Here is an 18845-nt window from a genome sequence, read left to right as displayed (position 1 = left end):
GCGGCCGCGCCCGGCCGCCGGGCCGGCGGCTCAGCCGGCGGTCGCCGGTCCGGGGGGCAGCAGGCTGAACGCCGTCTCGTCCTCCAGCGAGTTGTGCAGGCGCAGCACCCCGTAGAGCGCGTAGAGCGCCCGCCGGACCTCGACCAGGTCGTCGACCTGGACGTCGTCGTCCGCCACGTCCTCCAGCAGGCGGGTGAGCCGCGCGACCTGGTGCTCGATCTCGGCGTGGCTGCGGGAGAGCGCGTACGTCGACTGCGGACCCAGCGCCCGCGCGACGATCGGCACCAGCCGAGCCTCGTCGGCGCGCTCGTGGACCAGCAGGTCGCTGCGCAGGCGCTCGACCAGGTGACGCGCGGGCGTGAGGTCGGGGGTCGCGGTGTCGAGCTCGTCGGCGACGGCGCGGATCTGCTCGACGACGGCCAGCGACGCGTCGTGCTCGGCCCGCAGCTCGGTGGCGACCGCCACGTCGGCTGCGGGCAGCTCGACGGTGTGGGCCCGGCCGGGCAGCACCGCGCGCAGCGCGATGCCGATCGCCAGGAGGTCGATAGCCTCCTGCAGGACCGCGCCTGCAGCGGGCGGGAGGAACCCGGCCGCCGCCACGACCATGGCCACCAGCGACAGGCCCATCCCGGCGCCGACCGCCTGGCGGGCGATCCGCCGGGCCCGCTGAGCGACCAGGATGGCGTCGGCGAGCGCGTCGACCCGGTCGACGGTCAGCACGACGTCCGCTGCCTCCGAGGACGCGGTCGCACCACGCGCGGCCAGCGCGACGCCGACGTCGGCAGCCGCGAGCGCCGGCGCGTCGTTGACCCCGTCGCCCACCATCATCGTGGTGTCCGACTCACGCTCGGTCTCGATCGCGGCGAGCTTCTCGGCCGGGTCGCACTCCGCCCGCACGGCGTCGACCCCGACGATGCGCCCGACGGTCTCGGCCGCGTCCGCCCGGTCACCGGTCAGCAGCACGACCCGCCGGATCCCGGCCGCGCGCAGCCCGTGCACCATCCTGGGCGCGTCGGAGCGGATGACGTCCTCGAGCAGGAACGCGCCCGCCGGCTCGCCGTCGACCGCCGCGAACACGGTGACCGACCCGTCCAGGCCGGCGCGCCGGCCGACCCGGCGGACCCAGTCGGGGTGCGGCTCGGGGACGATCCAGCCGGACTTGCCGAGCGCGACCTGCCGGTCGCCGACCCGGCCGCTCAGGCCGTAGCCGTGCACCTCCTGCACGCCCTCGGGTGCCTGCAGCGCGAGGCCGCGGCGGGTCGCGGCCGAGACGATCGCGGTCGCGAGCACGTGGGGCGACATCTGGTCGAGCGAGGCGGCGAGTGCGAGGAGCTCCTCGGCGCCCGGGGCGTCGGGAGCACGCACCACGTCGACGAGCTCGGGCCGGCCGCGCGTGAGCGTCCCGGTCTTGTCGAACATGATCACGCGCGTCGACGCCAACCGTTCGAGCGTGCCACCACCCTTGACGACCACGCCACCACCCGCCGCGCGGGAGAGGCCGGAGATGTAGGCGATCGGCGCCGCCAGGATCAGCGGGCACGGGGTCGCGACGACGAGCACCGCGACCGCCCGCACCGGGTCGCCCGACACCGCCCACGCGCCGCCCGCCAGGACCAGGGTCAGCGGCACGAAGGCCAGCGCCAGCCGGTCGGCCAGGCGCACGAACGGCGCGGACCCGGCCTGTGCCTGCTCGACCAGCCGGACCAGGCCGGCGTACGTCGACTCGGCGGCGGTGGTCGTCGCCAGCAGGTCGAACGACGCGCCCGCGTTGACCGCCCCGCTGCGCACGACCTCGCCGGCGGCGCGCTCCACCGGCAGCGACTCCCCCGTCAGCGTCGACTCGTCGAGGGTCGCCGCCGCGACCAGCCGTCCGTCGACCGGGACCACGTCACCGGTGAGCACCACCAGCTCCTCGCCCGGGGTGACCTCGTCGACGGCGACCTCGACCACGCGGTCCCCCACGCGGCGGCGCGCGGAGCGGGGCGAGCGCTCGAGGAGCAGCCGCAGCTCGCGCCGAGCGCGCGCCTCGGCGCGGGCCTCGAGCAGTTGCCCGGTGGCCAGCATCACCGTGATCATCGCGCCGGCGAAGTACTCGCCGACCGCCAGCGCCCCGCCGAGTGCGAGCAGGGCGATCACGTCGACGGTCGGCCGGTGCTGGCGGAACGCGTTCGCGGTGGTGACCAGCGCGGCCGCCAGCCCGAGGACGGTGCCGGCCAGCCACGCCGCGTCTGCCACCTCGGGAGAGTCGAGGACCCAGGCCAGCCCGCCGGCCGCGAGCAGGAGCGCCGACACGAGGAAAAGGACGAGCACGACCCGTCCGCGGAGGACGTCCACGCCCCCAGCAGACCGGACTCCGCCGGCGCGGTGCAGAGGCTTTCGCACGTTGCGCCGGGACGATCGGCCCTGCTCCGAGGTCGGCGAACCCGGTCAGCCGGCGGTGCGACGTCCCGGCGGCGTGACCCGGGCGAGCGCGGCCTCGAGGCCGGCCGCGACCGCGTCCAGCTCGGCCGACGGCGATGCCGGCGGGAGTGGCCCGGCGAGAGCGTCCAGCCGCTCCCGGGCCTCCCGGACGGCGTCTCGCAGGGTGCTCGTCCGGACCCGGCCGACGTCATCGGGAGACGTGGCGGCGTGCGCGGTGAGGCTGTCCTCCAGCCGCCGGACGCGGTCGGCGCCGGCGACCGACCAGGCGCCGGCGAGGCGCTCGGCCGAACCGGCGTTGCGGCGCAGCTCCGGCACCAGCTCGCGGGCGAACCAGGCCGCCTCCTGCTCGTCGGCCTCCACCAGCCGCGCCCAGGCCGCACGGCGCCGGGAGCGGGCGAGCAGCAGCCCGACCAGCACCGCGACGACCAGCACGACGCCGAGCACGAGCCACATCCACGGCTCCGAGCCGCCGGAGTCGCCCGCGGCGTCACCCGTGCCGGACGAGGGGGAGGCCGTCGCCGTGGTGGTCGCGGTGGCCGTCGCCGTGGTGGTCGCAGTGGCCGTCGCCGTGGTCGTCGCAGTGGCCGTCGCAGTGGTCGTCGCAGTGGTCGTCGCCGTGGTCGTCGCCGTGGTCGTCGCTGTGGCGGTCGCGGTGGTCGTGGCGCTCGTCGTGGCGGTCCCGGTCGTCGACGGCGCCGTGCCGGTGGGTGACGTCGAGGTCGGCCGGTCGGGCAGCGACGGCGTCGCCGGCGACAGGCTGACCGAGCCGGTCGGAGTCGGGAGGGTCGGCACCGTCGGTCCGGATCCTCCGCAGCCGGCGAGGAGCCCGGCCAGGGGGAGGGTGAGCAGGGAGAGGGCGAGCAGGACAGGGACGCTGCGTCGACGGCCGGTTCTCACGGGGCGACGCTAGTGACGGCTGCGTGCGGATCGCCTCGCCTGATTCGGGTGTCTGGTCAGCGCGCGGTCGAGAAGACTCCGCGCCCGGTCGGGAGCGGCAGGTCGAGGGTGGTGACGATGCCGGGCGCGGCGGCACGGACGTCGGGGATCGTGTTCACGATGCGGCCGCACGCCGCCACGATCGCGGCGTGGTTGTGGTCACCGTGCTCGCTGCTCGGCACGATGTCGACGACGTAGCTCGGCTCGCCGGTGATCTCGACGCGGTAGGCGCCGCCACCGGACGCCGGCCGCGCCCAGTCGGGCCGCAGGTCGTCGCGGGTGCGGGTCACGTGCTCGACCACGATGGCCGGCCGCCCGGCGACGATGCCGGCGATCGAGAACTTCAGGGCCGCGATGGTCCCCTTCTCGATCCGCCCGGCCGCGATGTCGTAGGACTCGGGGGCCGGCTCGGCCTCCCAGTGCTCGACGACGTCCTCGACCTCGACGCCGAGGCCCTGCGCCATCAGCCGGATCGCGGTGCCCCAGGCCATGCCGAGCACGCCCGGCAGGAAGAGCAGCGGCGTCTCGTCCATCGGCCGGCCGAAGCCCATCAGGTCGAACATCACCTCCGCACCGTCGTACGTCGCATAGTCGGCCAGCTCGTAGCAGGTGATCTGATCGATCCGCTGGCAGGTGCTGGCCAGCGCCAGCGGCAGCAGGTCGCTGGCGAAGCCGGGGTCCACCCCCGTCACGAAGAGCGTCGTGCCTCCGGCGTGCGCGGCGGCCTCCACCTTGTCGATCACCTTCGCCGGCATCGTGCCCCAGGGGTAGAGGAAGGTCCCCGGTGACGAGCCGACGACGTCGATGCCGGCCTCGAGGAGACGGCAGACCTCGGCGGTCGCCTCGCGTGGCCGGGTGTCGCCCATGGCGCAGTAGACGACGCACTCCGGGCCGGTCGCGACCAGCTCGTCGAGGCTGGCGACCGCCGTCACCCCGGTCGTGAGGTCGAGGCCGGCGAGCGTGCCGGCGTCCACGCCGACCTTCTCGGGGCTGGAGGTGCTCACCCCCACCAGCTCGAACCGGTCGTCGGTGATCAGCTGGCGCAGGGTGAGCCGGCCGGCGTTGCCGGTGGCGACCTGGGCGACGCGGATGGCCATCGGCGCTCACTCTCAGCGGTCGTTTCTAGAACCTGTTCTAGTGCGATGTTATCGTGCCGCGCATGGGTCGGGTGGACGGCAAGGTCGCGCTGATCAGCGGCGGGGCGCGCAACATCGGTGGGGCGACCGCGCGCCTCCTGGTCGCCGAGGGCGCCCGGGTGGTCATCGGCGACCTGCTCGACGACGAGGGTGCCGCCCTCGCCGAGGAGCTGTGCGAGGAGCACGGCGGCGGCGTCGCCCGCTACGTGCACCTCGATGTCACCTCCGAGGACGACTGGGCCGCAGCGGTCGAGCAGACCGTGACCGCGCTCGGCCGCCTCGACGTGCTCTTCAACAACGCCGGCATCTTCAACGGCGGCCAGCTGCAGCGCTACCGGCGCGAGCAGTGGCAGCAGATGCTCGACGTGAACCTGACCGGCGCCTTCCTGGGCATCCAGGCCGCCGCCGACGCGATGATCGCCGCCGGCGGCGGCTCGATCATCAACACCTCCTCGATCGAGGGGCTGCGCGGCACGCCGTGGGCGCACGGGTACGTCGCCTCCAAGTGGGGCCTGCGCGGCCTCACCAAGTCGGCGGCGATGGAGCTGGCGCCGCACGGCATCCGGGTCAACTCCGTCCACCCCGGCCGGATCTCGACGCCGGCCACCGACGCGATGCCCGAGGACCTGATCCCGATCCCCCTCGGTCGGGCCGGCCAGCCCCACGAGGTTGCGACCGTGGCGCTCTTCCTGGCCAGCGACGAGTCGTCCTTCATGACCGGCACCGAGCTGGTCGTCGACGGCGGCACCGTCATGCACATCCCGACCAGGCTCTGAGGGAGCTCCTCTCAACGACAAGGACGCCCGGGCGTCGGGTGCGGGGGTCTCGACAAGCTCGACCACCGGGGGGCAAGCCGACCACCGGGGGGCAAGCCGACCACCGGGGGGCAAGCCGACCACCGGTGGGCGAGCTCGACCACCGGTCAGGCGGGCGGGCGGATCCAGCCCGGGTTGGCCGCGAGGGCGTCGAGGGACGCGGGACGCCGGGCGCGCCACGCGTCGAGTACGGGCGCCAGCTCGGCCGGCGTCGCCCCGTGCAGGACGACGCTGTCGGCACCCGCGTCCAGCTGGTCGGCGATGCGCGCGGCGCACGTCGCCGGGTCGCCGGTCGCCGACGCCGCCAGCCACCCCGCAGGCAGCACGTCGTCGCGCAGGTGGCGCAGCTGGTCGACCGTGCCGATGGCGTCGAAGGCACCGGGATAGCCCTGCACCAGGTCGTCGGTGCGGAACCGCTCGAGGTCGGCGAGGTCCCAGCCGTTGGCGCGCACCAGCACCTCGCCGTACCCCTGCAGGTACGTCGCCAGCCGGCCCACCAGCTTGCGCAGCCGAAGCTCCTCGGGGAGGTCGTCGGTCACGGTCGCCAGCACGGACCAGACGCGCACCGCGGCAGGGTCACGCCCGGCCTCCTCCGCCGCCCGCCGGACCGTCGCGACGCAGCGGGCGACGGTCTCGTCGGTCATGAAGGTGTGGAGCACGACCCCGTCGGCGACCTGCCCCGCCAGCCGGAGGCTGCGCTCACCGATCGCCATCATCAAGACCGGCACGTCCTCGTCGAAGGAGCTGTCCTGGGACAGGTAGGGATAGCTGCCCGCCGGCCCGTCGTGCCCGGCGACCGCCGTCCCGTGCCACAGGCTGCGGTAGATCCCGATGGCGTCGGCCATCTGCGCGCCGGTGACCCGGGGCAGCCCCATCAGGTCGAACAGCACGTCGAAGCCGCGCCCGATCCCGAGCGCGTAGCGGCCGCCCGAGAGGCGGTGCAGCGTCGTCGCCATGGTCGCGGTGACCAGAGGGTGCCGGGTGTTGTGGTTGGTCGCCGCCGTGCCGATACCCAGGCGCTCCGTGGTCGCCGCCACCGCCCCCGCGAGCACCCCGGCGTCCTTGACGTTGAACCGCTCGGACAAGAACATCGCGCCGATCCCGAGCTCCTCCGCCAGCCGCGCCTCGGCGACGACGTCGCGCGGCTGGTCCGTGTGGCCGGCGAGCCCGTAGCAGCCGATCTCGGGCATGGACGGCTGGTTGGACATGTGTCCAAGTTAGGGGGCCTGTCAACCGCGCGCAGCGCCGCGGTCGGGACCAACGCCTCTCGGCCGCACCGCGTTCCGTCACTAGCGTCGGTCGGGTGACCACCCGCGCCTTCCACGTCATGGCGAAGCCCACCGGTGCGGTCTGCAACCTGGACTGCACCTACTGCTTCTACCTGACCAAGGAGCGGCTCTACCCCGGCTCGGACTTCCGGATGTCCGACCGGGTCCTCGAGCAGTACGTCGCCCAGCTGCTCGCCGCGCACGCCGGGCAGCCCGAGGTGGTCGTGGCGTTCCAGGGCGGCGAGCCCACCATGATGGGGCTGGACTTCTTCCGGCGCCTGGTTGAGATCGAGCAGCGGCTCGTGCGACCCGGACAGCAGGTCCTCAACACCCTGCAGACCAACGCGACCCTCCTCGACGACGAGTGGGCGGCGTTCCTGCGCGAGCACGACTTCCTGGTGGGCGTCTCGATCGACGGGCCGCGCGACCTGCACGACGCCTACCGCCGCGACAAGGGCGGCAAGCCCACGTTCGACCGCGTGCTGGCCGGCCTCGACGCCCTGCGCCGCCACGACGTGGAGTGGAACGCCCTGGTGACCGTCAACCGTGCCAACCAGGACCACGGTGTCGAGGTCTACCGGTTCCTGCGCGACGAGCTCGGTGCCTGCTTCGTGCAGCTGATCCCGATCGTCGACCGCCAGGACGGTCAGGTGCTCCCGCACTCGGTCGAGCCGGCGGCGTACGGCGACTTCCTGTGTGAAGTGTTCGACGAGTGGGTGCGCCACGACGTCGGGACCGTCTTCGTGCAGGCCTTCGACACCGCGCTCGCGCACTGGCTCGGCCTGGAGGGCCTGGGCGTCTGCGTGCACGAGCGCACCTGCGGGTCGTCCGTGGCGCTCGAGCACACCGGCGACGTGTACTCCTGCGACCACTACGTCGATCCCGAGCACCGGCTCGGCACGCTCGGGGAGGGCCGCACCCTGCTCGAGCTGGTCGAGAGCCCGCAGCAGCGGACCTTCGGGAGCGCCAAGCTGGAGACGCTGCCGGCGCAGTGCCGGTCCTGCCGGGTGCGGTTCGCCTGCAACGGCGGGTGCCCGAAGGACCGGTTCGCCACCACGCCGGACGGCGAGCCCGGCCTCAACCACCTCTGCGCCGGCTACCGGCGCTTCTTCGAGCATGTCGACCGCCCCATGCGGTTCATGGCGGAGCGGGTGCGGTCGGGCGGGGAGGCGATCGACGTGATGGGACTGATGGCACGGCGCGACCGGACGGCCGCCGAAGCACAAGGGGAACAGAAGGCAGGAGACAGACATGGCTGAGAACCCGATCCTGGTGGTCGCTGCGTACCAGGACCTCGACGCCGCCCGGCGCGAGTTCGACGCGCTCGCGGCGCAGGTCGAGGACCGGCAGATCGCGTCGCGCGGCGTGATCGTGGTGTCCAAGGACGCCGACGGCACCACGACGGTGCACGACACCGGCGACCACCTCGGCCGGCGCGGTGCCGGCTGGGGCGGAGGCGTCGGGGTGCTGGTCGGCCTGTTCGCTCCCCCGCTGCTCGCGTCGGTCGCGGTCGGCGCGACCGCCGGCGCGGTGGTCGGGAAGTTCGCCGGCCACAAGGTCCGCGGCGCGATCGAGGAGAAGATCGGCGGTGCGATGCCGGCCGGCACCGCGTTCGTCATCGGCATGTTCGACGACGAGCAGCGGCTCGCCGTCGAGCGGCAGCTCGCCGGGTCGCCCGCCAAGTCCGTGGTCGAGATGGACGAGGCGGGCCTGAGGGACCTGCAGGACGCCCTGGCCGAGGCGATGGGCAAGTTCGCTCCCGACCGCACGGTGCTACCGATCCCCGACAAGTTGTTCGGCGGCACGGTCGGACGCACCCTGCGCGACTCGGTACCCGACTGGTCGTTCGTCCCGGGCGTCTCAGCACCCGAGGGCGCGCCCAACGTGCTCGTCGTCCTCATCGACGACGCCGGGTTCGGCTCGATCGACTCCTTCGGCGGACCGGTGTCGACCCCGACCTTCACCCGGGTCCAGGACATGGGCCTGACCTACAACCGCTTCCACGTCACCGCGGTCTGCTCGCCCACCCGGGCCGCTCTGCTCACCGGGCGCAACCAGCACCGGGTCGGCTTCGGGTCGATCGCGGAGTTCCCCGGCCCCTTCCCCGGCTACTCCGCCCGCAAGCCACGCAGCTGCGCCGCCTTCCCGCGGATCCTCAAGGAGAACGGCTGGGTCACTGGCGGCTTCGGCAAGTGGCACATGACCCCCGACAACGTGCAGGGGGCCGCGGGGCCCTTCGACCTGTGGCCGAAGGCCTGGGGCTTCGACCACTGGTGGGGCTTCCTCTCCGGTGCGGCCGGACAGTACGACCCCGTCGTCACCATGGACGACTGGACGGTCGGCGTGCCCGAGGGCAGGGACGGCGAGCAGTACTACTTCCCCGACGACCTGACCGACAAGGCCGTCGAGTGGCTGCACGCCGTCCGCGCGCAGGACCGCCAGAAGCCCTGGATGATGTACTACTCGACCGGCTGCGCACACGCGCCGCACCACGTGGCGACCGAGTGGGCCGACAAGTACCGGGGCGTCTTCGACGAGGGCTGGGACGTCCTGCGCGAGCGCACGCTGGCCCGGCAGAAGGAGCTCGGCATCGTCCCGCCGGACACCGACCTCACCGAGCGCCCCGACCTGTTCCCCGCCTGGGACTCGCTCACCGAGAACCAGAAGAAGCTCTACGTGCGCCAGATGGAGGTCTACGCCGGCTACCAGGAGAACGCGGACTGGAACATCGGTCGGCTGCTGGACTCGATCGAGGAGATGGGCGACCTCGACAACACCCTGGTGTTCTACATCTGGGGCGACAACGGCGCGAGCATGGAGGGCACGGTCACCGGGTCCTTCAACGAGATGACCTTCCTCAACGGTGTCGTCCTCGACGCCGACCAACAGCTCGCGCTGATCGAGCAGTACGGCGGCCTCGAGGCGATCGGCAACGACCACACCGCCCCCCACGTCGCGGCCGCCTGGGCGCACGCGATGAACACCCCGTTCCAGTGGGGCAAGCAGATGGCCAGCCACCTCGGCGGCACCCGCGACCCGATGGCGGTGGCCTGGCCGGCCAGGATCTCGCCGGACCGGGCGGTCCGCTCGCAGTTCACCCACTGCATCGACGTCGGCCCGACGATCCTGGAGGCCTGCGGGATCCCCGAGCCGACGGCCGTGGACGGCATCGGCCAGCAGCCGATGGACGGGACCAGCTTCGCCTACTCCTTCGCCGGCGCCGAGGCGCCCGAGGAGCACACGTCGCAGTACTTCGAGATGTTCGGGGGCCGCGCGATGTACCACGACGGCTGGTGGGCGGCCTCCAAGCCCGACCGGATCCCGTGGGACTTCTCCCCCGAGACGATCCAGCGGTTCGGGCCCGACGGCGACTGGGACCCCGACCGCGATGCCCCTTGGGAGCTCTACGACCTCAGCACGGACTTCTCCCAGGCGCACGACGTCGCCGAGCAGCACCCCGACACGGTCGCCGAGCTGCAGGAGCTCTGGTGGGCGGAGGCCGAGCGCAACCAGGTGCTGCCCATGTGGGCCGGCGCGAGCGTGATGTTCGGGATCCTGCCCCCGCTGCCGACAGTGACCCGGTTCGAGTTCGCCGGCGACGTCCAGAACGTCGCGCGCGGCATGATCCCGCGCGTCTACGGCCGGTCCTACGCGATCGAGGCCGAGCTCGAGATCCCGGACGAGGGGGCCGAGGGCGTCATCGTCGCCAACGCCGACTTCATCGGCGGCTTCGGCCTGTGGGTCGACAGCGATCACCTGCTGCACCACACCTACTCGTTCCTCGGGGTCGAGACCTACAAGCAGGTCGCGACCGAGCCGCTGCCGACGGGCGAGGTGACCGTGAAGATGCTCTTCGAGTCCGACCAGCCCCTGCCGGGCAGCGGCGGCAGGGTCACGCTCTACGTCGGGGACCGGGCGGTCGGCGAGGGCACGATGCCGCACACCGTCCCGATCGCCTTCACGTCGTACGCCGGCATGGACATCAGCCGCGACAACGGGCTGGTCGTCGACCTGGACTACGAGGACAGGGCCCCCTACGCGTTCACCGGCCGGGTGCGGAAGGTGACCTTCGACCTCGCCCCGGTGAGCCACGAGGAGGACCAGGCGCTCCACCAGCACGCCGCCAACCACGCCGTGGGGGACGGCGCCGCCGGCTGAGGCGCCGCCTCAGGCGGCGTCCTCCCGGTGCCCGGGCGGCTCGGTCGGCAGGCCCAGGGCACGCAGCAGGTGGCGCAGCACCTCCTCCGCTCGTTCGGCCGGCATCGGGTCGCACCGGGCGGTCCGGGCGGCCCACAGGCCGGAGACGGCACACACGACGACGTCGCGCGTGAGCGCGTCGTGCGCGGACAGTCCAGCAACCGCTCCGATCGCCCGACCGAGGTCGACCTCGCGGGCGGCGACGATCGCGCCCAGCCCGTCGTCGGCGCGCGCCATCTCGACGAGTGCGAGCCAGGCGCGGGCCAGCCGCAGTGTCTCGGAGTCGAGGACGAGGGCCGGCGCACCGCGCCTGACGGCCGCGCCTCGGAGGGAGGAGACGAGCTGGTCACCGACCCTGCTGATCACGAGGCCGACGATGCGGGTCTTGTCCGTGAGGTGCGCCAGGAGCGTCGACGGGTTCAGGTTCAGCACCCCGGCGATGCGCCGCACGCTCAATGCCCCAAGTCCCTCGGTCTCGATGACGTGAACGGCGGCGGCGGCGACCCGGTCCACGCGTTCGGACCGGTCCATCAGGTAGGGCATGGCTCGAGCCCACCACGGATCGGCGTACCGCGCTCCGGCCCTCCACAGGACCACCCGTTCCGCGTTGAACACACGTGTGCTCAACCGGGAAACGGGTGTCCCACCGCAGCTCCGAGGGGCGGATCGAGCGAGCCGAGTTCGCCTGCAACGGGGGAGGTCGGACCGACCGCGTCTGCGCACGATGTGGGCCATGACCACCGATGCCGCCGTGCCCGCCCCGACCGGGGAGCCGGAGTCGAGCCAGCCCGCCAACGCCAAGGCGGTGCTGCTGACGCTGATCCTCGTCGCCGCGGTCGCGAACCTGAACCTGTCGGTCGCCAACGTGGCGCTCCCCGACATCGGCAAGGCGTTCGACTCCTCGCAGACGATGCTCGACCTGATCGCGGTCGGCTACTCCCTGGGGCTGGCGGCCTCCGTGCTGTGGTTCGGCGCGCTCGGCGACCGCTACGGCCGCAAGCTGATGATCCTCGCCGGCATGCTGCTCTCGCTCCCCGCCTGCCTGGTCGCCGGGTTCGCACCCTCGGACACCGTGCTCTTCGGCGCCCGGGTGGTCGGCGGCCTCTCGGCCGGCATGGCGTACCCGACGACCCTGGCGCTGATCACCGCGCTGTGGAGCGGACCGGCCCGCACGAAGTCGATCGCCCTGTGGTCCGCACTCGGCGGTGGCATCGCCGCCCTCGGCCCGCTGGTGTCCGGCCTGCTGCTGGAGAAGTTCGACTGGGGCTCGGTCTTCCTGGTCACGATCCCGCTCGCGCTGATCGCGCTGTTCCTGGCCTGGCGGCTGGTGCCCGCGCACGTCAACGAGGCGACCGAGCCGGTCGACAACCTCGGCGGCGTGCTGTCGGCGGTGATGATCGGCGCGCTGGTGGTGGCGGTCAACTTCGTCACCGTCCCCAACCTGCACACCACGGCGTACGTGCTGCTCGGCGTCTTCGTCGTCGGGCTGGTGCTCTTCCTGCTGCGCCAGCGCCGCGCCGCCAACCCGCTCTACGACCTGGCCGTGGCCAAGCGGCCGACGTTCTGGGTGGCCGCGTGCGCGGGCATCATCGTCTTCGGGTCGCTGATGGGCATCGCGTTCGTCAACCAGCAGTACCTGCAGAACGTCCTCGACTACTCCAGCCTCGACGCCGGCCTGGCGATCCTGCCCGCGGTCGTCTTCATGGTGATCGTCGCGCCGCGCTCGGCGATCCTCGTGCAGCGACTGGGCTCGCGGGCCACGCTGCTCATCGGCCAGTCGCTGCTCGCGCTGGCGTTCGTCGGGATGCTCCTGCTCTGGGGCGACGACTCGGCGTACTGGCAGGTCGCGATCCCGCTGTGCCTGATGGGCGCCGGCGTCGGCCTGGCCGGCACGCCGTCGTCGAACTCGTTGACCGGGTCGGTCCCGGTCACCCGGGTCGGCATGGCGTCGGGCACCGCCGACCTGCAGCGCGACCTCGGTGGGGCGTTCATGACGTCGATCTTCGGCGCGCTGCTCACCGCCGGCTACGCGTCGGCGATGGGCAGCGCGATCGCGTCCTCCGGCCAGCACGTGACCTCCTCCACCCAGGCCACCCTGCAGCTCTCCTACGCGAGCGCCGCCGACCTGGCCAGCCAGAACCCGAAGTACTCCGAGCAGATCCTCGCGGCCGCCAAGTCGTCGTTCCTCCAAGGTGACCAGTGGGCCTACATCGCGGGCCTGGCCGCCGTCCTGCTCGGAATGGCCCTGGTGTTCTTCCTCTTCCCGGGCAAGGAGAAGGAGCACGCGCTGCACGCCGAGTTCGCCGCCGAGGACGAGGCGCAGCCCTCGGTCTGACCCGGTCGGCGCCGGGCGGACCCGGCAGCTCGCAGTACGGTCGTCAGGGTGACCCGTCAGCTCCTCCTTCGCCTCGGCGCGGCGCTGCTGCTGGCCACGGTCCCCTTCGCGAGTGCCCTGGTCGCCATCCGGTACGCCCCGCCGGCACACGTCGAGATCGCGGGTCAGCAGGTCGCGGTGCGGCCCGTCATCGGTCAGGACACCAGCCGACTCTTCGACGGGGCACTGATCCGTCCCCAGCACGTCCACGTGGCCGGCAAGAGCGTCGGCGTCGACGTCGACGCCAACTGGAACGACCTGGTCCCCAGCAACAAGCAGACGCGCCGCTACCTGGCCTCGCTGTGGGACGACCCCACCCCGGCGATCGGCGCGATCTCGGACGCGGCCCGCCGCCAGATCCTGCTGTCAGGCATCGGCGGCTTCGCGGCCGGGCTCCTGGCCGTGGCCGCCGTCGTGGCACTGTGGGCGCAGCGGCGTCGCCGGCTCGCGTCCTACGAGCCGGCGCAGGCGCAGCTGGTCGCCGACCACAACCGGCGCCTCCGGCTGACGCTGGTGGTCGCCGGCGTCGCCGGGGCCCTCGCGCTGGATGCCCTGGCCGTCCGGGTCTGGACGCACGACGACCGACACGAGCTGGTGCCGACGCCCGCCCTGGCCGGCACGCCGCTCGCCGGCTCGCAGGTCACCGGTCTGCTGGCGGACGTGATCCCGTTCCTCTCCGTGCTGCGGCCCCGCTCAGCCTTCTACGACCGGGTGTCGGACAACCTCCAGCGGTCGCTGCTCCTCCAGGCGGACCTCGCGCCGCGCGACGGGGAGGTCTCGTTCGTCGTCGCGGACGACTTCGAGGACGTGAACGGGATGGCCCGGCAGGTCGGGCTGACGGCGTCGCTGCTCGACACCGACCTCGTGGCGCTGACCGGTGACCTCACCTTCGCCGGCAAGCCGTTGGAGACCTACGTGCTCGACACCGTGGACTACTACGCCGAGCACCGGCCGGTGTACCTCTCCCCGGGCCTGCACGACACCCCCACGATCGTCGACGCCGCGACGACCCGCGACTGGCACGTCGCCGAGGGACGGACGGTCGAGGTCGACGGGCTCCGCCTCCTCACGCTCGCCGACCCGCGGATCTCCACGGTGGGCAACTTCGGGGCTGGAGACGAGCTGCGCGACCCGGACGTGGACGTCGACACGTTCGTCGCCGACGCCGTGGACCGCGCCTGCACCGACCGCCCGGACATCGTGCTGCTGCACGACCACCTGCTCGGGCGGCGGATCGCGGAGAGCGGCTGCGTTCGGATCGGCGTCATCGACGGCCGGTCCTACCGGTCGTTGGGTCTCCAGGACGTCGCGACGACCACTGGTGGGACGACCGCGGAGCTCACCCTCGGCAGCGGCGGCGGCCACACGAGCACCCGACCGAACCCCGGCATCATCACCAGTGCTGCGATGTTCGCCATCGTCTACGTCGATCCCGGTGCGGGCACGGCGAGGTACGCCGTGGTGACCGTCGAGCCGGACGCCAGCGTCGCCATCACGGCGCCGGTGTCGTTCAGTGGCTCAGCCGCGCCGCAGGCGGCGCGAGGCGAGCACGGCCCGAGCGGCGTTCGCGCCGGGTGACCCGTGCACGCCCCCACCGGGATGGGCGGACGCCGAGGCGAGGTAGAGCCCGGCGACCTGGGTGCGCGGCCGGCCGGTGCCCGGCACCGGCCGGAAAATCAGCTCCTGGAAGAGCTGTGCGGTGCCGGCGTTGATGGCGCCGCCGACCAGGCTGGCATCACGCGCCTCGAACTCGCGGGGCCCCAGTACCCGGCGCGCGAGGATCCGCTCCCCGAAGCCGGGTGCCAGCTCCTCGAGGCGGGCCTGGACCCGGTCGCCGAAGCGCTCGCAGTCGTCGCGGTCCCAGAATCCGCGCACCGAGCCGTCGCCCGCGTCGCGCTCGGTGCGCTGCGGCACGTGGGTGTACGCCCACAGGGACTCGGTCCCGGCGGGAGACCGGGTCGGGTCGGAGGTGGTCATCTGGCCGGCGAGCAGGAAGGGGTGCGCCGGGACGACCCCGGTGGAGATCTGCGCCTGGGCGACCGCCAGCTCCTCCAGCGTGGAGGCGACGTGGACGGTCCCGGGAGCGACCGGCGGCTCGGCCGCCCAGGGGACGGGCCCGGACAGCGCCCAGTCGACCTTGACCGTCGACGGGTCCAGCCGGAAGCTCCGCATCGACCGGACGGTCCGCCGTGGCACGTCCTCGGGCCGCAGGAGCCGGCCGTAGAGCAGCGGGGCGGACACGTCGGCGAGGACGGCGTGCCGGGCGGCGTACCGCTCCCCCGCCACCGTGCGGACACCGACCGCGCGGCGCCCGGAGACCTCGACCCGCTCCACCTCGGCGGAGCAGTGCAGGGTGCCGCCACGGGCGCGGAACCGCCGCTCCAGCGCGCCGGCGAGCTCCCCGGCGCCGCCCTCGGGCACCGGGAAGCCGACGGTCTGCCCCAGCATCGTCATGATCAGGCCGAAGAGCCCCGAGCCGGGCGCGTTGGCCGGGATGTCGGCGTGGCCCGCGTTGCCGGCAAGCAGCAACTGCGGGGCGAAGCCCGTGAACCGCACGTCGGCGAGGTCGAGCACGGGCATCAGCAGCTGCCGCACCAGGTCGAGCCCGCCGGTCCGCGCGATGCCTCGGAGCAGGCCCGGCGCGTCGCGCAGGGGCGGGAACGGCCGGGTGAGCCCGCCGATCAGGTGGTCCCCGACGTGGTCCCACACCTCGCACAGCTCCAGCCACGCGGCACCGTCGCCCGGCGACTGCTGCTCCATCAGGTGCGCGGTCAGGGCCCGGTCGCGCGACAGGATCGCCCAGCGACCGTCGGGCGTGGGATGGCCGAGCACCGCGGGCGCGTGCCGCCAGCGCAGGCCGTGCCGCTCCAGCTCGAGCCCGCGGAGGACCGGTGATGCCGCGGCCAGCGGGTAGAACGCGCTGAACGTGTCGTGCCGGAACCCCGGGTGCACCTCGGTGTCGGTGCGCACCGCCCCGCCCACCTCGGGCTGGGACTCCAGCACCAGGACCGACCAGCCGCGATCGGCCAGCAGGTTGGCGGCCACCAGACCGTTCACGCCGGCCCCGACCACCACGGCGTCGTACGACGTCATCTCGGTCACTCCCCGGGCTGGTCGACGGTCACGGGAATGGACCGTACCCGGGCGGCCCGGTCGCACTCCTCCGGTCGTGGGCCGGTGTGGGTGGCGGCCGCTGCCCTGTCGCCACGTCGGTCACGACGCCGCCGCGACGCGCTTGCGGCGCGGGATCCACCGGCGAAGGGGCGGCAGGATCTGCAGGACGCTGAGCCCGACGAACACGAGGGTGTTGAACGCGACCCAGTCGCAGAGGGCCGCGTACCAGTCGGAGTAGAGCACCGAGGTGGGCAACAGGATGCCGAGCGAGGTGATCGCGGGCACCGCCATCAGCACGCCGACGGCGTTGAGGGCGGGACGGGGGACGTAGTTCCAGCCGGCCTTGCGCCCGGCCAGGATCTCCACGATCGACGTCACGAAGATGATCTGCAGGAACGCCGAGTAGATGAGCTCCGGGACGATCGGAGCTGCCAGCGCCCGCGCCCGCCACCCGACCGCCCAGACGGTCACGAGCCGCTCCACGACGAACACCATGCCCAGGGTGATCCAGAACGGCGACCAGCGCACGTGGTCGGCGGCGAGCAGGGTGATCGTCACGAGCAGGAAGTACGACCAGAGCGCGAGGACGCCGTACGCGAGCCCGAGCTGCTGGCCCCAGTAGAGCGCGGTGGCGCGGGTGAACCCGTAGATCCCGATGTTCTCCAGCGCCCCCCGGTGCCAGCGCAGCCGCTGCCGCCACAGGTCCCGCCAGGTGGTCATCACCTCGGTGGTGACCCGGCAGTCCGGTGGGGAGGTCAGCCGCCCGCCGAGGGTCTTCAGGGCGAGGGTGAGCTCGTTGTCCTCGGTCATCGCGAGGGTGTCGTAGACCTTGCCGTGCGGACCCGGGATCAGGTGTCCGCGTGCCTCGGCCACCGCCTGCAGCGCGTAGGCACGGATGATGGAGGCGGTGCCGGTCAGCACGAACACGCGGTTGAGCTTGCGGGCCACCTGCCGCTGGTAGCGGCCGTACTCGTTGCGCTGCAGCTGGCCGATCAGGCCGGCGCCCTCCTCGCCGAAGAACAGCCCGCCGACCGCCATCAGGTCGGGGTCCTCCTCGAGCAGGGCGAGCGCCGCGTCGAGGAACTCGGGGTTGATGGTGGAGTCGGCGTCCATCACGAGCACGACCTGGTGCCGGCCCGCGTCCGGGACCAGGTCGGCGAGCACCTGGTTGAGCGCGCCGGCCTTCTTCTCGGTGTTGTCCACGGTCTCGACGACCTCCGCGCCGGCGGCGCGGGCGACCAGCACCGTCCCGTCGCTGCAGTTGTCGGCGACGACGATGACCCGGTCGGGCGGCCGGTCCTGGGCGGCGAGGGAGGCGAGCGTCTCGCCGATCACCGCCTCCTCGTTGTGTGCGGGGATCAGCACCGTGCAGTGCAACCGGATCCCGGCCGGCCGCCCGCCGGAGGGGATCGCCAGCACGGGCGTCTCCGGGACCCGGTCGACGCCCAGCGCCCGGGCCACGGGTGGGCTGAGCAGCATCATCCGCGCGCGGACCCGACGGCTGCCGACCAGCCGGCGACCGGGGCGCCGGGCCGGCAGCCGCCCGGGCACGGCCTCCTGGCGCTTGAGGATGCGCATCGAGGCAGCGGTCTCCAGCGCCGCGAGCCCGACCAGGGCGGCGACCCCGACCAGGACGGCGGCGAGGAGCACGGCGATGCCGGCCCGGCTGACCTGGAGGTCGAGCGGCAGCACGACGGTGACCCGGCGGGGCTGCGTGCCGCGCTGCACCTCCCAGTACGCCAGCGCCAGCAGCAGCCCGGCCAGCACGAACAGCCCCAGCGCCACCGCACCCTGCCGCGCGCCGTGCACGCGGGGCGGGGCGGTCGACTGCTCGGACACGAGGGCCATTCCACCCGGCCGCCCGCCCGGCCGCCTCACCCAGAACCGGCGACCCGCCGGGACCTAGGTCCCGGGGTGTCGGGACCCCCGGCCGCTGCGCCGAGCGGCACGACGACCGCAGCCTGGACCGACCCCTGCGACCGGGTGAGGAGCGCGGATGCCCAGCCCGACCAGCACCAGCCGGACCAGCACCAGCCGGACCAGCACCAGCCCGACCGGCGCCCAGGACGGGGCCTCGGTGTCCCGGCTCACCGTGTGGCGCCTGGGCGAGGACGTGTCCGACCCGTCCGTGCGGCTGCTGGCCGAGCGCGCGGCGCGGGCCGTGGAGCCGGAGGTGACCGGGTGGGCCCTGGTCTCCTGGCCGGTCGGCCGGCCGGCGCCCCGGATCGACGCCACCGGACCCGACGCTGCGCTGGACCCGTCGTGCTGGCACCTGCTCTTCGGCGGCCTGCTGATGGCTCCCCTGCTCGACGTGCGGACCGGCGCGCCCTTCCGGGAGCCTCCACCTCGCCGCACCGAGGTCGCCGTGTTCGTCAACCAGGTCCGCGACCTCGCGGTGCCGGGCAGCTGCCTGCTCGCGGTCGTGGGGCGGGCAGCCGACGTCCACGCCGCCGCGGACACCGTGCACGGTGCGCTCGGCGCCCGCACCCCCCTGGTGGCGGCCACCATCGCCCTGTCGAGCCGGGAGGCCGCCGCCGTGGCGGCCGCCTTCCTCGACCCGGAACCTCGGGCGGCCAGCGCCTGA

Annotated in this window: 14 protein-coding genes; 7 read left to right on the top strand and 7 right to left on the bottom strand. The window is 73.4% G+C overall.

The genetic code is table 11. The features are described from left to right. Positions 1-30: 30 nt before the first annotated feature. Both ACILRH_RS16745 and ACILRH_RS16740 read right to left on the bottom strand, forming a co-directional pair. Complete coding sequence (locus tag ACILRH_RS16745; RefSeq protein ID WP_395695180.1) at positions 31-2334, bottom strand: heavy metal translocating P-type ATPase; 2304 nt, start codon at positions 2332-2334, stop codon at positions 31-33. A 93-nt stretch (positions 2335-2427) separates the two neighbouring features. Continuing rightward, positions 2428-2874, bottom strand: a complete 447-nt coding sequence (locus ACILRH_RS16740) for a hypothetical protein (protein ID WP_395695178.1) — start codon at positions 2872-2874, stop codon at positions 2428-2430. A gap of 67 nt (positions 2875-2941) precedes the next feature. Between ACILRH_RS16740 and ACILRH_RS16735 the strand changes: the two genes are divergently transcribed. Beyond that, on the top strand, positions 2942-3331 hold the full coding sequence (locus ACILRH_RS16735) for a hypothetical protein (RefSeq protein WP_395695176.1): 390 nt from the start codon (positions 2942-2944) through the stop codon (positions 3329-3331). 43 nt (positions 3332-3374) lie between these two features. Here ACILRH_RS16735 and ACILRH_RS16730 read toward each other — a convergent pair whose 3' ends face one another. After that, entirely contained in the window at positions 3375-4454 is a 1080-nt protein-coding gene (locus ACILRH_RS16730) for a diacylglycerol kinase (protein ID WP_395695175.1), read from the bottom strand. Positions 4455-4516: 62 nt separating this feature from the next. Here ACILRH_RS16730 and ACILRH_RS16725 point away from each other — a divergent pair, with 62 nt between their 5' ends. Beyond that, positions 4517-5269 carry a glucose 1-dehydrogenase gene (locus ACILRH_RS16725; RefSeq protein ID WP_395695173.1) on the top strand — a complete coding sequence of 251 codons (753 nt, stop codon included), beginning with the start codon at positions 4517-4519 and terminating at the stop codon, positions 5267-5269. 146 nt (positions 5270-5415) lie between these two features. On the opposite strand, the gene ACILRH_RS16720 is transcribed toward ACILRH_RS16725, so the two are convergent. Then, on the bottom strand, positions 5416-6516 hold the full coding sequence (locus ACILRH_RS16720; RefSeq protein WP_395695171.1) for a TIGR03857 family LLM class F420-dependent oxidoreductase: 1101 nt from the start codon (positions 6514-6516) through the stop codon (positions 5416-5418). A 95-nt stretch (positions 6517-6611) separates the two neighbouring features. Here ACILRH_RS16720 and ACILRH_RS16715 point away from each other — a divergent pair, with 95 nt between their 5' ends. Further along, positions 6612-7835 carry an anaerobic sulfatase maturase gene (locus ACILRH_RS16715; RefSeq protein ID WP_395695169.1) on the top strand — a complete coding sequence of 408 codons (1224 nt, stop codon included), beginning with the start codon at positions 6612-6614 and terminating at the stop codon, positions 7833-7835. Continuing rightward, on the top strand, positions 7828-10734 hold the full coding sequence (locus tag ACILRH_RS16710; RefSeq protein ID WP_395695167.1) for a sulfatase-like hydrolase/transferase: 2907 nt from the start codon (positions 7828-7830) through the stop codon (positions 10732-10734). The genes ACILRH_RS16715 and ACILRH_RS16710 overlap by 8 nt, the downstream gene beginning before the upstream one ends. Positions 10735-10743: 9 nt before the next feature. On the opposite strand, the gene ACILRH_RS16705 is transcribed toward ACILRH_RS16710, so the two are convergent. Then, positions 10744-11316 carry a hypothetical protein gene (locus ACILRH_RS16705; RefSeq protein ID WP_395695165.1) on the bottom strand — a complete coding sequence of 191 codons (573 nt, stop codon included), beginning with the start codon at positions 11314-11316 and terminating at the stop codon, positions 10744-10746. A gap of 190 nt (positions 11317-11506) precedes the next feature. Between ACILRH_RS16705 and ACILRH_RS16700 the strand changes: the two genes are divergently transcribed. Beyond that, complete coding sequence (locus ACILRH_RS16700; RefSeq protein WP_395695163.1) at positions 11507-13108, top strand: MFS transporter; 1602 nt, start codon at positions 11507-11509, stop codon at positions 13106-13108. Between the two features lie 48 nt (positions 13109-13156). After that, positions 13157-14725, top strand: a complete 1569-nt coding sequence (locus tag ACILRH_RS16695) for a hypothetical protein (protein WP_395695161.1) — start codon at positions 13157-13159, stop codon at positions 14723-14725. Here ACILRH_RS16695 and ACILRH_RS16690 read toward each other — a convergent pair. Together ACILRH_RS16690 and ACILRH_RS16685 are read right to left on the bottom strand one after the other, a co-directional pair. Continuing rightward, the gene (locus ACILRH_RS16690; protein WP_395695235.1) at positions 14666-16240 is read right to left on the bottom strand and encodes a phytoene desaturase family protein; all 1575 of its coding nucleotides are present in this window, start codon (positions 16238-16240) and stop codon (positions 14666-14668) included. The two genes, ACILRH_RS16695 and ACILRH_RS16690, sit on opposite strands and share 60 nt — an antisense overlap. Before the next feature lie 120 nt (positions 16241-16360). After that, complete coding sequence (locus ACILRH_RS16685) at positions 16361-18100, bottom strand: glycosyltransferase family 2 protein (protein WP_395695159.1); 1740 nt, start codon at positions 18098-18100, stop codon at positions 16361-16363. 157 nt (positions 18101-18257) lie between these two features. Between ACILRH_RS16685 and ACILRH_RS16680 the strand changes: the two genes are divergently transcribed. Beyond that, positions 18258-18845 (top strand): hypothetical protein, encoded by a 588-nt coding sequence (locus ACILRH_RS16680; RefSeq protein ID WP_395695157.1) that lies wholly within the window; start codon positions 18258-18260, stop codon positions 18843-18845.

This window comes from Nocardioides sp. (assembly GCF_044226765.1).
Taxonomy (GTDB): Bacteria; Actinomycetota; Actinomycetes; order Propionibacteriales; family Nocardioidaceae; genus Nocardioides.
The sequence above is the reverse complement of the archived record's forward strand: the minus strand, read 5'-3'. Positions and strand labels throughout refer to the sequence as shown.